The sequence below is a fragment of the Nocardia sp. NPDC004415 genome (assembly GCF_053602435.1).
In genome coordinates, this window is sequence record NZ_JBSGDP010000063.1 from 20,768 (window position 1) to 36,807 (window position 16,040).

Below are 16,040 nucleotides of genomic sequence, written 5' to 3' on the forward strand. Positions count from 1 at the left end.
GCAGCTGATCGGTCTCGTAGGTGTCCTGCTCCTCGCCGAATTCGTCGTCGTACTCGTCGTCGAATTCCTCGTCGGTCGCCACCTCGGCCGAGGGCGCCAGATCCTTCTCCACCCGCCGCGTGGTCCCCTGCGCCACCGCGACCAGCACCGGCTCCTCCCCCTCGGTCTCGGCGTAGACATCGCAGTGGGTGACGGCCTGGCGCCGGGTGGCCCCGAGCACGGTGGCGTGTACGCGCAGCCGCTCGCCCTGCGCGGGACGCAGATAGGTGATGGTGAAACCGCCGGTCAGGACGTTGGGGCCGAGGACGGTGCCCGCCGCGAAGGTGAGCGCGTTGTCGGCCGCGTAGGCGAGCACGCCGCCGTGCACGAAACCGAACTGCTGACCGTGTTCGGGCTGGATCTCGATGATCAGAGTGGCCGCGCCGTCGCCGAATTCGGTGAGTTCGGTGCCGACCAGCCGGGCGAACGGCTGCGCGGCCAGTACCTGGCGGGCCAGGTCGAGGTCGAGGGTGGTGGCTTCGGTCGGCATCGGGTGTTCCGTTCTTCGAGTTGCGTGGCGCATAGAAAGTATTCGGCGCCCTCGACTCGCCGGTGTCATACGCGAACGGCGACGACATCGGTTGGCGCGCTACGGATATTGCCATCCGCCGATGAACCCGCGGTGTCCGCGCCCGACCGCCCGGTCCCCGGCCCGGGGCGCGGCGGCGCCGGATCGCCGGTGCGGTGCGGTAGAACTGCGTGCGTGCCCCAGTGGCTGCTGCACGTCGATCTCGACCAGTTCCAGGCGGCGGTGGAATTCCGGCGCCGTCCCGAGCTGCGCGGTCAGCCGGTGATCGTGGGCGGGGAGGGTGATCCCGCGCAGCCGCGCAAGGTCGTCACCTGCGCGTCCTATCCGGCCAGGGCCTTCGGGGTGCGCGCCGGGATGCCGCTGCGCACGGCCCAGCGCAAGTGCCCCGACGGGGTGTTCCTGCCGGTCGACATGGACGCCTACGAGTCCGCCTCCGCCGAGATCATGGCCACCCTCGGCCGGGTCGCCGGCGCGGTAGAGGTGTGGGGCATGGACGAGGCGTTCGTCGCCACCGACGACGACCCCTGGGAGCTGGCCGCGCGCATCCGCACCGCCGTCATCGACCTCGGCCTCACTTGTTCGGTCGGCATCGGTGACAACAAACTCACCGCCAAGCTCGCCACCGGCTTCGCCAAGTCCACCGGCAAGACCTCCGCCGAACCCGAACACGACCCGGGCGCGGCCGCCGGGATCTTCCAGCTCACCGCCGCCAACTGGACCGACCTCATGGGCCACCGCCCCACCGACGCGCTGTGGGGCGTCGGCGCCCGCATCGCCAAGCGCCTGGCCGCCCTCGGCATCGACACCGTCGCCGACCTCATGGCCGCCGACCGCGAACGCCTCGCCGCCGAATTCGGCCCCACCACCGGCCCGTACTTCTGGGTCCTCGGCCACGGGAAAGGCGATACCGAACTCGTCACCACCCCACGAATCCCCGTGGGCCGCAGCAAGTCCGAGACCTTCCCCCACGACCTCACCGATCCGGCCGAGATCCACCGCGAGGTAGCCCGGATCGCGGGCGAGGTCGCCGAGGAGATGATCGAGCACCACCGGATCAGTACCCGGGTCGCGGTCACCGTCCGCACCAAGACCTTCTACACCCGCAGCAAGCAGCAGAAACTCCCCGAACCCACCGACGACATCCCCACCATCGTCGAGACCGCCCTGGCCATCATCGCCCGCTTCGACCTCGACCGCCCCGTCCGGCTACTGGGCGTGCGCCTGGAACTCCTCCCACCCGATCCGGCCGATTGACTCGTATGCTCGGACCCATGGATTTCTCCGCGATGGTGGCCCGTGAGTCCGAAGGTGGGATCGTTCTCGCTCGTGAGCAGGTCGGGGAGGATTTCCTCGGCGCCGGTGAGGTGACGATCAAGGTCCACTACTCGAGCGCCAACTACAAGGATTACCTGGCGATCACCCCGCGCGGCGGCGTGGTGCGGGAGTACCCGATCGTGCCGGGCATCGACCTCGCCGGTGAGGTGATCGCCTCGGAGACCGAGGAATTCGCCGTCGGCGACCAGGTGATCGCGCACGGCTACGAACTCGGCGTCTCCCGCAACGGCGGCTTCGCCGAATACGCCCGCGTGCCCGCCGACTGGGTGGTGCGCCTGGACGGCCTGAGCACCCGCGAGGCCGCCACCATCGGCACGGCCGGTTTCACCGCCGCGCTGAGCGTGCAGGCCCTGCTCGACCACGGCCTGACCCCCGACGACGGCGCGGTGCTGGTCACCGGCGCGACCGGCGGTGTCGGCACGGTCGCCATCGACATCCTCTCCGGCCTCGGCTTCGAGATCATCGCCTCCACCGGCAAGACCGACGCGGGCGACCTGCTCGCCGAGATCGGCGCCAACGAAGTCATCGGCCGCCTGCCACTGGACCCCGACGCCAAACCCCGCCCGCTGAACAAGGCCAACTGGGCCGCCGCGGTCGACAGCGTAGGCGGCGCCTCACTGGCGCACGTCCTCAGCGCCATCGGCTACGGCGGCGCGGTCGCCGCCAGCGGCCTCACCGGCGGCGCCGACCTACCCACCACCGTGCTCCCCTTCATCCTGCGCGGGGTGAGCCTGCTCGGCATCGACTCGGTCCAGCTACCGATCGAGAAGCGCCGAGCCCTGTGGACCGCCCTGGGCAAACAACTCCGCCCCCAACACCTTTCGTCGATCGAGTCCTACGCCCCGATCACCGAGGTGGGCACCGTCCTCCAGTCGATCAAGAACGGCGGCCACTCCGGCCGCACCGTCATCGGAGTCGCGGGCGAGTTCTGAGACCACGCCGCCGGACTCAAACTGTGGCCGGTGCGGTGACCGGTTCGTCGGCGAACTGGGTGCGGTAGAGCTCGGCGTAGCGGCCGTCGGCGTTGAGGAGGTCGGCGTGGGTGCCGCGTTCCACGATGCGGCCCTGTTCGAGCACCACGATCTGGTCGGCCGCGCGGATGGTGGAGAGGCGGTGGGCGATCACCAGTGCGGTGCGGCCGGTCAGTGCCTCGGTGAGGGCCTCCTGGACGGCTGCCTCGGAGGTGGAGTCCAGGGAGGCGGTGGCCTCGTCGAGGATCACCACGCGGGGCTGCTTGAGCAGCAGGCGTGCGATGGTCAGGCGCTGGCGTTCGCCGCCGGAGAGGCGGTAGCCGCGTTCGCCGACGACGGTGTCGAGCGCGTCGGGCAGTGAGCGGATCAGGTCGCCGAGGCGGGCGCGGTCCAGTGCGTCCCACAGTTCCGCCTCGGACGCCTCCGGCCGGGCCAGCAGCAGATTCGCGCGGATGGTGTCGTGGAACAGGTGCCCGTCCTGGGTCACCAGGCCGACGGTGTGCTGGATCGACTCGGTGGTCAGGTCGCGCACATCGGCGCCGTTGAGCCGCACCGCGCCCGAGTCCACGTCGTAGAGCCGGGAGACCAGTTGCGCGATGGTCGATTTGCCCGCGCCGGAGGAGCCGACCAGCGCCACCAGCTGTCCGGGCTCGGCCCGCAGCGACACCTCGTGCAGCACCTCGACCCCGCCCCGGGTGTCCAGCGTGGCGACGTCCTCGAGCGAGGCCAGCGACACCTTGTCCGCCGACGGGTACCCGAAGTCCACCCCGTCCAGTTCCACCGCCACCGGGCCCTCGGGCACCGCGACGGCGCCGGGCGCGTCCTCGATCAGCGGCTTCAGATCCAGCACCTCGAAGACCCGCTCGAAGCTCACCAGTGCCGACATGATCTCCAGCCGGGCACTGGCCAGTGCCGTGAGCGGCGTGTAGAGCCTGGTCAGCAGCAGCGACAGCGCCACCACCGAGCCCGCGTCGAGGCTGCCGCGCAGCGCGTACCAGCCGCCGAGGCCGTAGACCAGGGCCAGGGCCAGCGCGGAGACCAGGGTCAGTGAGGTGACGAAGGTGGTCTGCAACATGGCGGTGCGCACGCCGATGTCGCGCACCCGGGTGGCCCGCTGGGCGAACTCCGCGGACTCCTGATCCGGCCTGCCGAACAGTTTCACCAGGGTGGCGCCGGGGGCGGAGAACCGCTCGGTCATCTGGGTGCTCATGCTGGCGTTGAGGTGGGCCGCTTCGCGCTGCATGGCGGCGAGCCGGTTGCCCGCGCGCCGGGCGGGGATCACGAACACCGGCAGCAGGACCAGCGCCAGCAGGGTGATCTGCCAGGAGATGCTGAGCATCACCGCCAGCGTGAGCACGAGGGTGACCAGGTTGGTGATCACGCCGGAGAGGGTGTCGCTGAAGGCGCGCTGCGCGCCGATCACGTCGTTGTTGAGCCTGCTCACCAGCGCGCCGGTCCTGGTGCGGGTGAAGAACGCGACCGGCATCTTCTGCACGTGATCGAACACGGCGGTGCGCAGGTCCAGGATCAGGCCCTCACCGATGCGCGCCGAGAGCCACCGGATGACCAGCCCGAGCCCGGCGTCGAGCACGGCCAGGCCCGCGATGGCCAGCGCCAGCAGCACCACCGTGCGCGGCGCGGAGCCGCCGACGATGTCGTTGACCACCCGCCCGGCCAGTACCGGGGTGGCCACGCCGAGCACCGCGGCCACGATGCTGAGCAGCAGGAACCCCGAGATCCGGCGCTGATGCGGACGGGCGAAGCGCACGATGCGGCGCGCGGTGGCCAGGCGGAACGGCCGGTCTTCCTCCGGCGCGTTCATCCGCCGGTACATCTGGCTGTAGGCCACGGATTCGATACTCACTGCCACCCTCCTCGACGCTGTCCGCCCATCGAACACCTGTGCACCGACACTAAAACCTCAACAAAGGTTGACTTCAAATGCTTTCCGGTGACCGCCGGTTCCGCTCACCGCGAAACCGGGGCAATAGGCTGGTCGGGTGGACGACGAGCGGAGTGCTGAGCGGCTGGCGCGAGCCCTGCGCGCCCGGGTCACCGGCGAGGTCGACGCCTCGCTCCGCCGCCGGATCGAGTACTCCGCCGACGCCTCCAACTACCGGGTGCGCCCCCGGCTGGTCGTCTTCCCGCGCGCCGACGACGATGTCGCGGCGACCGTACGCTTCGCCGGGGAGCACGGGCTGGCGATCACCGCGCGCGGCGCGGGCACCTCGGTGGCGGGCAATGCCATCGGCCCCGGCATCGTGCTGGATTTCAGCAGGCACATGAACGCGGTGCTCGCGGTGGACGCCGAGGCGGGCGCCGCCCGGGTCCAGCCCGGTGTCGTCCTGTCGGACCTGCAACGCCGTCTGCGTCCGGCCGGACTGCGCTTCGGGCCGGACCCCTCGACCCAGGACCGCTGCACACTCGGCGGGATGATCGGCAACAACGCCTGCGGCCCGCACGCGCTGGCCTGGGGCCGCACCGCCGACACCGTGCGGGAACTGCGGGTGATCGACGGCACCGGCACCGAACGGGTGCTGGGCACCGATCTGTCCGCGGTGCCCGGTCTTTCGCGATTCACCACCGAGCGGCTCGCGGTCCTGCGCACCGAGCTCGGCCGCTTCGAACGGCAGGCGTCGGGCTACGGCCTGGAACATCTACTGCCGGAACGTGGTTCGTCGGTGGCGAAGGCGTTCGTCGGCTCGGAGGGGACCTGCGGGGTGCTGCTCGACGCCGAACTCACCCTCGCGCCGCTGCCCACCGCGACGGTGCTGACCGTGCTCGGCTATCCCGATATCGCCACGGCCGCCGACGATGTCGCGGCGGTGCTGAGCTGCGCGCCGATCGCGGTGGAGGGCATCGACGCCGGGCTGGTCGACGTGGTGCGCGCGCATCGCGGGACCGTCCCCGAACTGCCGCGAGGGCGGGGCTGGTTGTTCGTGGAGACCGCCGGTGCGACGGCCGCCGAGGCCCTCGCCGCCGCCGAACTACTCTGCCGCACGGCGCATTCCGACGACCACCGCATCGTCACCGATACCCGTGCGACGGCGGCACTCTGGCGGATCCGGGCCGACGGCGCGGGCCTGGCCGGACGCACCCCCGACGGCAACCCGGCCTGGCCCGGCTGGGAGGACGCCGCCGTCCCACCCGAGAACCTGGGCACCTACCTTCGCGAATTCGCCGCGCTCACCGGCGATTACGGAATCGGCGGCCTGCTCTACGGCCACATCGGTGACGGCTGCATCCATGTGCGGCTGGATCTTCCGATCACCGACGCGCCCCAGCGGTTCCGCTCGTTCCTGTTCGACGCGGCCGAGCTGGTGGTGCGCCACGGTGGATCGCTGTCCGGCGAACACGGTGACGGCCGGGCCCGATCCGAACTGCTCGAGGTGATGTACTCCCCCGCCGCCCGCGCCGCCTTCGCGGGCTTCAAGTCCCTGTTCGACCCCGGCGACATCCTCAACCCCGGCGTCCTGGTGCGCCCCGCCCCGGTCGACGCCGACCTGCGGGTCGCCGGGCTGCCCCCGGTCCCCGCCACCGGCTTCGCCCTGCTCGACGACTCCGGCGATCTGTCCACAGCTGTGCACAGATGTGTAGGAATCGGCAAGTGCCGCGCCGACACCCGTGCCGCGGGCGGTTTCATGTGCCCGTCGTACCTGGCCACCGCCGACGAGAAGGACACCACCCGCGCCCGCGCCCGCGTCCTACAGGAGGTGGTCCGCGGCGAACTCGACTGGCGCGCACCGGCCGTCGAACAATCCCTGGACCTGTGCCTGTCCTGCAAAGCCTGCGCCTCCGACTGCCCCGCCGGCGTCGACATGGCCACCTATAAATCCGAAACCCTGCACCGCCGCTACCGAGGCCGCCTCCGCCCCCTCGACCACTACGTCCTCGGCCAACTCCCCCGCTGGCTCACCGCCGCCCAGCGCGCTCCTCGCCTGGTCAACGCCCTGTCCGCGCGCCCCCGTCTGCGCCGCCTCGCCATGCGCGCCGCGGGCATCGACCCCCGCCGCCCGGCGCCGCCCCTCGCCGTCATCCCCTTTCACAACCTCTGGCAAGATCTCGGCGGCAACACCCGCACCGAACCCCTTACGAGCGCCCACCACCAACTGCGACCGAGCGCGCCGTCCCCTGCCCGCAGACCATCGCCCGCCCAGGACCCGGACCTACTGCCCGGTCCGAACCCGAACGGACCAGCGACCCGGGAGCGTCCCGAGGTCATGCTGTGGGTGGACTCGTTCAGCGACACGTTCGCGCCGAACAACGCGCTGGCGGCGGCGGTGCTGCTCGAAGACCTCGGTTACCGGGTGCGGATTCCGGAACGGCGGGTGTGCTGTGGGCTGACCTGGATCACCACCGGACAACTCGACGGCGCCCGCAAACGCCTGCGCGCCACCCTCGACGCGCTGGCCGAGCATGTGGCCAGCGGCGGACTCGTCGTGGGACTCGAGCCGTCCTGCACCGTCACCCTCCGGGCCGACCTGCCCGAACTCCTCCCGGACGACCCGCGCGCACGACAGACCGCGGCCGCCGTCCGCACACTCGCGGAGTTCCTGCTGGAGCACCCCGACTGGCAGCCGCCGCGACGTCCGGGCGAGACCGTCGTCGTCCAGCCGCACTGTCACCAGCACGCTGTGGGCGGGTTCGCGGCCGAGCGGGAGTTGCTCGCGCGGATGGGCGTCACCGTCGAGGAACTGGCCGGGTGCTGCGGGCTCGCGGGCAACTTCGGCATGCAGAAAGGCCACTACGACGTCTCGGTGGCCGTCGCCGAGAACGCGCTGCTCCCGGCCCTGCGCGACGCACCGGCGGGCACGGTGTTCCTGGCCGACGGCTTCTCGTGCCGCACCCAGGCCGAGCAGCTGGCGGGCGTCAGCGGCGTACCACTGGCCTCCTACCTGCTCGGCGGGTGATCGGCGCGGCCGGGCGGGTCAGCTTCCGCCGGGCAGCGTGCCCGGCGGGATGTGGTACCCCGAACTCCCCGCCGACCCACTTCCCACCGCCGCCAGCAGCCAGTTGAGCGCATTGGTGATCATGAATTACCTCCTGCGGCGAAGCGGATGCCAGCTGTTTGCCGACGTGTGCTAATCGCAGTCAACGTGGCGAATATTACGAACGGGCCTCGGCACGGGATCGGACGCGCACAATGGTCACGTGCGCGATCAGACCCTCGACCCCGGCCCGGTGACGGCCGCGCTGTCCAGGACCGTCCGGTCGAGCCGACCTTTCGATGTGGGCCTTACCATCACCCCGCTGCGGCGCGGCAGCGGCGACCCGTGCCACCACATCGACGCCGACGGCGCGCACTGGCACGCCTCGCGCCTGCCGAGCGGCGTGGTCACCTACCGCCTGCGCCAGGACGGCCGCGACGGCGCGCACGCCACCGCCTGGGGTCCCGGCGCCGCGGAATTCCTGGACCGGCTCGAGCACATGCTCTGCCTCGAGGAAGACCTCACCGACTTCGCCCCCGAGCACCCCAAGCTGGTCGAAGCCCATCGGGTGGTGCCGGGCCTGCGCATGCTGCGCACCGGGCTGGTCTTCGAATCGCTGGTGCCCGCCATCCTCGAGCAGAAGGTGCACACCAAGTCCTCGTTCGCGTCCTGGCGCGCGCTGGTGCGCGAGTTCGGCAGCCGTGCGCCGGGGCCCGCGCCCGCCGGATTGATGGTCGCGCCCGACGCGCACACCTGGCAGCGCGTCCCGTCGTGGAAGTTCCATCGCGCCAATGTGGGCCCGCAGCGCGCGCAGACCATCGTGCGCGCGGCCCGGGTCGCCGACTCGATCGAGCGCACGGCGCAGCTACCGCCTGCCGAGGCGGCGCGCCGGTTGCGCAGCCTGCCCGGCATCGGTGTCTGGACGGTTGCCGAGACCGCCCAGCGCGTCTTCGGTGACGCCGACGCGCTCTCGATCGGTGACTACCACCTCGCCGCGGTGGTCGGCTGGAGCCTGCTGGGCCGTCCGATCGACGACGCGGAGATGGTCGAGTATCTGGAGCCGCTACGCCCGCACCGCTACCGCGCGGTGCGCCTGCTCGCGCTGAGCGGCCAGGCCCACAAACCGAAGTTCGGGCCGCGCACGGCGATCACCGACCACCGCCACCACTAGCGGATCGCGCGCTCGTCGAGCACGCACCGCCCCGACTCGACCAGGGTGTTGCGCGCCCGCCTGCGCACCCGGCACTCGTCGACGAAGCAGTCGATGTGCAATTGCATTGCGGCATGGGCGCGTTCGGAGTCCATCGGACCCGGGTCCTCGTCGCAACCCAGCAGTGCAGCGGCGATATGTCGGTTCACTTCGCTCAATTGCATGACCCCAGCACAGCACGCAACCACCCGGCTACCTACGAGTACACGCCGATCGAGATAATTCGCGCGAATTCCCAGCACAAGATCCAAGGGGGAGTGCAGGATTCCCCATAGTGGACGAATTCCGCCGTCACACCGGGGCTGTGGGCTGTGGCGGATTGCGAACACAGGAGGAGTGGGGCTGTGGCATCGAATACCTCGACCGGAACATCTGCGTCGTCGGCGGGCGTCTCCTCGACCCTGCCACGTCGACAACTCGGCCGCTACCTGCGGGATTGGCGCACGCAGGCGGGTCTGACGATCGCCGAGGCGGCCAAGCTGATGGAGTGGGGCGCCAGCACGCTGCAACGGCTGGAAAAGGGCCAGGCCGACCGGATCCGGACCATCGACATCGGCGAACTGTGCCGGATCTACGGCATCCCCGACGATCTCGCCGAGGGGCTCACCGGGCTGGCCCAGCAGGCGGCGGTCAAGAGCTGGTGGCACGCCTACGGCGATCTCATTCCCGAAAACTTCGACATCTATGTGGGATTGGAGGCCTCGGCGCACCGGTTGCGCGCCTATCAGTCGGAGCTGGTACCCGGCCTGTTGCAGACCGCCGACTACGCCCGCGCACTGAATCAGCTGGGCTATCCCCAGGATTCGGTCGACGAGCTGGACCGAAGAGTCGCCCTGCGGCTGCAACGGCAGGCGCTGATCACCCGTAAGCATTCTCCGGCCGACATCGACGTGGTTTTGCACGAATCGGTATTGCATCGCATCGTCGGTGATGCAAAGGTGATGGCTGCGCAGTTGCGCCACCTTGCCGACACGAGTACCCGAGGCAATGTGACGCTGCGTATCCTGCCGTTTGCCGCCGGTGTACCACTCGGAGTCTCCACCGGACCTTTCACGGTTCTCGAGTTCGGCACCGACAGCAAGGGGCAACCGGTCGAACCACCGGTGGTGTACGCCGAAGGCTTCACCGGCGATCTCTACCTGGAACGACGCACGGATGTCAGAAGGTACGACCGGGCTCACGAGTGCCTCCAGCGTCATGGGCTGGATATTCAACCGAGTAGACACCTGCTGCGGCAGGTCGCGAAGGAGTATGTGGCATGAGTTTCGATCTCGTCGGCGCACACTGGTTCAAGAGCACGCGCAGCGGTGCGGGCAAGGACTGCGTCGAAGTCGCTTTCCTCTACGGCGGTCACGTCGGGGTGCGCGACAGCAAGAATCCGGCCGGTCCGGCGCTGGTCTTCGACGGTGCGAGCTGGGACGCGTTCACCCGCGGTATCGACACCGGCGCGTTCGCCCGATGAACACCAAGCGCGCCGTCGACACCTCCGGCGCCACCTGGCTGCGTTCGGGCACCGCCGGGGAGGGCAGCAGCGTCGAGGTGGCGATGCTGGCCGATGGCTACGTGGCCCTGCGGGACGGCAAGAATCCCGAGGGTCCGGTGCTGATTTTCACCCCGAGCGAATGGTCGGCGTTCACGGCGGGCGTGCAAGACGGCGAATTCGATCGCCCTTGATCACGTTTGGATCACTGTCCGGCGGGTAGTCCTCCATCATGGACCGAGGGTTGAAGAAAATGCCACCCCGGTACCGGAGGCTGGCGCCGGAGGACGGCGTGGAACGCCTGATCGTGCTGCTGCTTTTCGCAGTGTCCGCGATGGGAATCTACGTACTCACCGCCTCGTTGCTCTCGGCGCTGTTCATCGGATTACTGGTCGGATCAGTCGCTGTGGGGACTGTCGCTGTCTTGTAGGCAGACGTCGCCGCGGGGTTCGTTGCTCGGCGAACCCCGCGGTGTCTGCTGACTTACCGTCTGAACAGTTTGTTACCGAGCCAGACGATCGGATCGTATTTCCGATCGGCGACGCGTTCCTTCAACGGGATCAGCGCATTGTCGGTGATCTTGATGTGTTCCGGGCACACCTCGGTGCAGCACTTGGTGATATTGCAGTAGCCCAGACCCGCGTCGTCCTGGGCCAATTCGCGCCGGTCGGCGACGTCGAGCGGATGCATCTCTAGTTCGGTGATCCGCATCAGATAGCGCGGGCCCGCGAAGGCCTGCTTGTTCTCGTCGTGGTCGCGCACCACGTGACAGGTGTTCTGGCACAGGAAACACTCGATGCACTTGCGGAACTCCTGGGAGCGTTCCACATCCACCTGCCGCATCCGGTAGTCGCCGGGCGCGAGATCCTTCGGTGGCGTGAAAGACGGTATCTCCCTGGCCTTCTCGTAGTTGAACGAGACGTCGGTGACCAGATCCTTGATGATCGGGAAGGTGCGCATCGGGGTGACGGTGATGACCTCGTCGGTGGTGAAGGTCGACATCCGCGTCATGCACAGCAATCGCGGCCGCCCGTTCACCTCCGCCGAGCACGAACCACATTTGCCCGCTTTGCAATTCCAGCGCACCGCCAGATCGGGGGCCTGGGTGGCCTGCAGGCGGTGGATGATGTCGAGCACCACCTCGCCCTCGTTGACCAGCACGGTGAAGTCGTGCAGGCCGCCGCCGTCGATGTCGCCGCGCCAGACCCGGAACCGGGCGTCGTACCCCATCGTCACGCCTTTCCCTCGGCCGCCGGATGGACGGCCAATTCCTGCTGGGTGTAGTACTTCTCGAGCTCGCTGAATTCGAACAGGGCGAACAGGTCCTCGCGCATGGGTGTCTGCGCGGCGGAGGTGACGCTCACCAGCGGCACCGGTTCGTCGGCCGTCGCCGGGTCCACCGCGCAGACCAGCAGGGTGTTGCGCCAGTCGGGGTTCATGCCGGGATGGTCGTCGCGGGTGTGCCCGCCGCGGCTCTCGGTGCGGCGCAGCGCGGCCTCCGCGACACATTCGCTGACCAGCAGCATGTTCGCCAGATCCAGCGCCAGATGCCAGCCGGGATTGAACGCGCGCCCGCCCTCGACGGCGACGTTCGCGTACCGGGCGCGCAGCTCGGCCAGGGTCTCGATGGCCGTGCGGACCTCGTGCTCCTTGCGGATGATGCCGACCAGATCGTTCATCGTGTGCTGGAGCTCGGCGTGCAGGGTGTAGGGGTTCTCGCCCGGGCCGGTCGTGGGCCGGTCGAAGGGCACCAGCGCGGCGGTCGCGGCGGCGCTGATGTCGGCCTCGGCGGGGGCGGGGCGGGTGGTGAGCCGCTGCACGTAGGCGGCGGCGCCGAGTCCGGCGCGGCGGCCGAAGACCAGTAGGTCCGACAGCGAATTGCCGCCGAGCCGGTTGGAGCCGTGCATGCCGCCGGAACACTCGCCCGCGGCGAACAGGCCGGGGGTGAGCGCGGCACCGGTATCTGGGTCGACCTCGATACCGCCCATCACGTAATGGCAGGTCGGGCCCACTTCCATGGGCTCGGCGGTGATGTCCACATCGGCCAGTTCCTTGAACTGGTGGTGCATGGACGGGAGCCTGCGCACGATCTCGTCGGCGGGCATGCGGGAGGCGATGTCGAGGTAGACACCGCCGTGCTCGGTGCCGCGACCGGCCTTGACCTCCTCGTTGATGGCGCGGGCGACCTCGTCACGGGGGAGCAGGTCGGGGGTGCGGCGCGCGGAGTCGTTGTCGCGCAACCACTGATCGGCCTCGGCCTCGGTCTCGGCGTACTGGCCCTTGAACACCGGCGGGATGTAGTCGAACATGAACCGCTTGCCCTCGGAGTTCTTCAATACCCCGCCGTCACCGCGCACGCCCTCGGTGACCAGGATGCCCTTCACACTCGGTGGCCAGACCATGCCGGTGGGATGGAACTGCAGGAACTCCATGTTGATCAGGGTCGCGCCCGCGCGCAGGGCCAGCGCGTGGCCGTCGCCGGTGTACTCCCAGGAGTTCGAGGTCACCTTGTAGGACTTGCCGATTCCACCGGTGGCCAGCACGATCGCCGGTGCCTCGAACAGCACGAAGCCGCCCGACTCACGCCAGTAGCCGAAGGCGCCGGCGATCTTGCCGTTGTCGGTGAGCAGTTCGGTGACGGTGCATTCGGCGAAGACCTTGATCCTGGCCTCGTAGTCGCCGGTGTCGGCGTAGTCCTCCTGCTGGAGGGAGACGATCTTCTGCTGCATGGTGCGGATGAGTTCCAGGCCGGTCCGGTCACCCACGTGGGCCAGGCGCGGATAGGTGTGCCCGCCGAAGTTGCGCTGGCTGATCCGCCCGTCGGGGGTCCGATCGAACAGCGCGCCATAGGTTTCCAGCTCCCACACCCGCGCGGGCGCCTCCTGCGCGTGCAGTTCGGCCATGCGCCAGTTGTTGAGGAACTTGCCGCCGCGCATGGTGTCCTTGAAATGGGTCTGCCAGCTGTCCTTGTCGTTGGCATTGCCCATCGAGGCCGCGCAGCCGCCCTCGGCCATCACCGTGTGTGCCTTGCCGAACAACGACTTGCACACCACCGCGACCGAAAGTCCTTGCTCGCGTGCCTCGATCACCGCGCGCAGGCCCGCGCCGCCCGCGCCGATCACCACGACGTCGTAGTCGTGCCGTTCCACTTCTGACATCGGTGAAGCTCCTCGATTCGGGCGCGGGTCAGTCGACGAACCGCAGGTCGGAGATGGTTTGGCTGGCCACGAGCATCACGTAGAAGTCGGTGAGCACCAGCGTGCCCAGCGTGGTCCAGGCCAGGGCCATGTGGCGGGTGTTGAGCTTGGAGATCTGCGTCCAGAACCAGTACCGCACCGGATGCGCGGAGAAGTGCTTGAGCCGTCCGCCCGCGATGTGCCTGCACGAATGACACGACAGCGTGTAGGCCCACAGCAGGATCACATTGCCCAGCAGCACCAGATTGCCGAGGCCGAAGCCGAATCCGCCGCTCGCGCCGTGGAAGGCGGTGAGCGCGTCGTAGCTGTTCACCAGCGAGACCAGCACGGCCACATAGAAGAAGTAGCGGTGCGAGTTCTGGATGATCAGCGGCAACCGGGTCTCGCCGGTGTAGCGCGCGTGCGGTTCGGCGACCGCGCAGGCGGGCGGGGAGAACCACACCGACCGGTAGTAGGCCTTGCGGTAGTAGTAGCAGGTGAGCCGGAAACCGAGCAGGAACGGCAGCACCACGAAACCGAGCGGAATCCACATCGGCAGTTCGGGGAACGGGGTGCCGAAGTGGCTCGAGCCGGGCACGCACGAATCGCTCAGGCAGGGGGAGTAGAACGGCGTGAGGTAGTGGTACTGCGGCACCCAGTAGGCCGTGCGCACAAACGATCTGATCGTCGCGTAACCGATGAACGCGCCGAGACCGAGCGCGGTGAGCAGCGGCGGCAACCACCAGCGGTCGGTGCGCAGCGTGCGCGCGGAGATGCGGGCTCTGGTCCTGCTGAACACACCCGTTCCCGTGGCGCGGGTGGTATCCGGTGCGGCACTCACGATGGATGCCTCGCTGATCTCGGTGTGCGGCGGTCGAATCATGCCCCACCGCGGCGGATTGTGATGTGGAGCACCATACGCCTGTGTTCGCGCCGCTCGAGCCGGGTCTCACCCATCCGCTCGAGAGGAATGCCGGTGATCTCTGTCACAACGTAACCCCTGCGACTGTGTGTCATCCCGGTGCAACAAAGCTGTGGTGCCCTGTGCGCATGAGAAGAGCCGCGATCGTGGCACCCGTGCGGACACCCAGTGGGGTGGCGGGTGGCGCGCTGTCGGGAATGCCCGCCGAGTGGCTGGCGACCACGGTCCTGTCGGCCGTGATCGAGCGCTCGGGCATCGACCCGCTCCGCATCGAAGACGTCGCCATGGCCTGTGTCGACGGTGGCCTGGCGCAGGTACCCGCGATCGGCGCGCTGGCCGCGCGCGGCGCCGGGCTACCGCATTCGGTGCCCGGCTTCCTCACCGACCGCCACGGCGCCAGCGGCCTGCAGGCGGTGATCACCGCCGCGATGATGGTGCAGACCGGTGCCGCCGACGTGGTGGTCGCGGGCGGGGTGGAGTGCACCGCCGCGCCGACCGGTCCACCCGGCGGCGCCGACGGCCTGCGCAACGCCGAGGACCTGGCCCGCTACTACGGCATCGACCGGCAGGCCGCCGACGAATTCGCTGTCGCCAGTCATCGCAAGGCGGCGCGGGCCTGGCGGCAGGGCTCCTTCGGCGCCGAGGTGGTGCCGGTGGGGGTGGCCGGGTTCGGTGAGCACCGGATCAGCCGGGACGAGGGTGTGCGCGACGACCTGTCCACCCACACCCTGGCCGGGCTGGCGCCGCTGCTGCGCGAGGGTGTGGTGACCGTCGGCAATATGAGCGCGCACCGGCTCGGCGCGTCGGCCTGCCTGGTGGTGGCCGAGGACCGGCTCGCCGAACTGGGCCTGACCCCGATGGCCTTCCTGGCCGGCTGGGCCGCGGCGGGCTGCGACAGCGACGGGCCCGCACTCGGCGCGGCACCCGCGGTGGCCAAACTGCTCGGCCGCACCGGTCACTCGATCCACGAGGTGGACCTGCTCGAGATCAACGAGGGATACGCGGTGGAGGTGCTCGCCCTGGCCGCCGCCTGGGACCTCGACCCGCTCGACCGCCTCAATGTGAACGGCTCCGACCTGGCCCTCGGGCACCCGGTCGGGGCCACCGGCCTGCGGATCATGACCACGATGCTGCACGAACTGAGCCGCACCGGCGGCCGCTACGCCCTCGAGGCCATCGCCCTCGGTCACGACCACGGCATCGCCGCGCTGTTCGAATCGGCCGAGGTGGACGCCCCCGCCGAGACCCCACGCGGTGCGCGATTCCACGGGTCGGCCTCGCGCCGTTTCGGCCGCCACCGGGCCTGATCGGCGTCTGCGCTACGGATGGTCGGTTCTCGGCCGCCTTGATCTGGACTGACCAGAGGGTGCGACGAAGGAGTACCCGGCGGGAGGGAAGATCAAGGGAACAGGCCGAGAACCCGCGGCACCAGCCGCTGATCAACACAGCG

Annotated in this window: 12 protein-coding genes and 1 pseudogene; 8 read left to right on the forward strand and 5 right to left on the reverse strand. The window is 69.5% G+C overall.

Features of this window, described 5'->3' with window-relative positions; all coding sequences use genetic code 11:
• Positions 1-100 precede the first annotated feature (100 nt).
• Positions 101-529, reverse strand: a pseudogene (locus ACWEMY_RS24180) (PaaI family thioesterase); the annotation flags it as partial.
• 213 nt (positions 530-742) lie between these two features.
• Here ACWEMY_RS24180 and ACWEMY_RS24185 point away from each other — a divergent pair.
• Both ACWEMY_RS24185 and ACWEMY_RS24190 read left to right on the forward strand, forming a co-directional pair.
• Positions 743-1,822 (forward strand): DNA polymerase IV, encoded by a 1,080-nt coding sequence (locus ACWEMY_RS24185; protein ID WP_452391853.1) that lies wholly within the window; start codon positions 743-745, stop codon positions 1,820-1,822.
• A 17-nt stretch (positions 1,823-1,839) separates the two neighbouring features.
• Positions 1,840-2,835, forward strand: coding sequence for an acrylyl-CoA reductase family protein (locus ACWEMY_RS24190; protein ID WP_452391854.1), 996 nt, complete (start codon positions 1,840-1,842; stop codon positions 2,833-2,835).
• Positions 2,836-2,851: 16 nt separating this feature from the next.
• On the opposite strand, the gene ACWEMY_RS24195 is transcribed toward ACWEMY_RS24190, so the two are convergent.
• Positions 2,852-4,738: an ABC transporter ATP-binding protein gene (locus ACWEMY_RS24195; RefSeq protein ID WP_452391855.1), complete on the reverse strand. Its 1,887-nt coding sequence runs from the start codon at positions 4,736-4,738 to the stop codon at positions 2,852-2,854.
• A gap of 136 nt (positions 4,739-4,874) precedes the next feature.
• Between ACWEMY_RS24195 and ACWEMY_RS24200 the strand changes: the two genes are divergently transcribed.
• The 5 genes from ACWEMY_RS24200 to ACWEMY_RS24220 all read left to right on the forward strand — a co-directional run bounded on the left by ACWEMY_RS24200 (position 4,875) and on the right by ACWEMY_RS24220 (position 10,686).
• Positions 4,875-7,784 carry an FAD-binding and (Fe-S)-binding domain-containing protein gene (locus ACWEMY_RS24200; RefSeq protein WP_452391856.1) on the forward strand — a complete coding sequence of 970 codons (2,910 nt, stop codon included), beginning with the start codon at positions 4,875-4,877 and terminating at the stop codon, positions 7,782-7,784.
• A gap of 241 nt (positions 7,785-8,025) precedes the next feature.
• Entirely contained in the window at positions 8,026-8,973 is a 948-nt protein-coding gene (locus tag ACWEMY_RS24205) for a DNA-3-methyladenine glycosylase family protein (RefSeq protein ID WP_452391857.1), read from the forward strand.
• Positions 8,974-9,356: 383 nt separating this feature from the next.
• Positions 9,357-10,274: a helix-turn-helix domain-containing protein gene (locus ACWEMY_RS24210; RefSeq protein WP_452391858.1), complete on the forward strand. Its 918-nt coding sequence runs from the start codon at positions 9,357-9,359 to the stop codon at positions 10,272-10,274.
• The gene (locus tag ACWEMY_RS24215; protein WP_452391859.1) at positions 10,271-10,474 is read left to right on the forward strand and encodes a DUF397 domain-containing protein; all 204 of its coding nucleotides are present in this window, start codon (positions 10,271-10,273) and stop codon (positions 10,472-10,474) included. Before ACWEMY_RS24210 ends, ACWEMY_RS24215 begins: the two co-directional genes overlap by 4 nt.
• Complete coding sequence (locus tag ACWEMY_RS24220; protein ID WP_375931847.1) at positions 10,471-10,686, forward strand: DUF397 domain-containing protein; 216 nt, start codon at positions 10,471-10,473, stop codon at positions 10,684-10,686. Before ACWEMY_RS24215 ends, ACWEMY_RS24220 begins: the two co-directional genes overlap by 4 nt.
• 289 nt (positions 10,687-10,975) lie before the next feature.
• On the opposite strand, the gene ACWEMY_RS24225 is transcribed toward ACWEMY_RS24220, so the two are convergent.
• From ACWEMY_RS24225 to ACWEMY_RS24235, 3 genes are read right to left on the reverse strand one after another with little or no spacing between them, the layout of a single operon-like run.
• Positions 10,976-11,722, reverse strand: a complete 747-nt coding sequence (locus ACWEMY_RS24225; protein WP_452391860.1) for a succinate dehydrogenase/fumarate reductase iron-sulfur subunit — start codon at positions 11,720-11,722, stop codon at positions 10,976-10,978.
• Positions 11,723-11,724: 2 nt separating this feature from the next.
• A complete protein-coding gene (locus tag ACWEMY_RS24230) occupies positions 11,725-13,650 on the reverse strand; it encodes a fumarate reductase/succinate dehydrogenase flavoprotein subunit (RefSeq protein ID WP_452391861.1) in 1,926 nt (641 codons plus the stop codon).
• A gap of 28 nt (positions 13,651-13,678) precedes the next feature.
• Positions 13,679-14,551, reverse strand: a complete 873-nt coding sequence (locus tag ACWEMY_RS24235) for a hypothetical protein (RefSeq protein ID WP_452391862.1) — start codon at positions 14,549-14,551, stop codon at positions 13,679-13,681.
• A 167-nt stretch (positions 14,552-14,718) separates the two neighbouring features.
• Here ACWEMY_RS24235 and ACWEMY_RS24240 point away from each other — a divergent pair, with 167 nt between their 5' ends.
• Positions 14,719-15,897, forward strand: a complete 1,179-nt coding sequence (locus ACWEMY_RS24240) for a thiolase family protein (RefSeq protein ID WP_452391863.1) — start codon at positions 14,719-14,721, stop codon at positions 15,895-15,897.
• Positions 15,898-16,040: the final 143 nt, after the last annotated feature.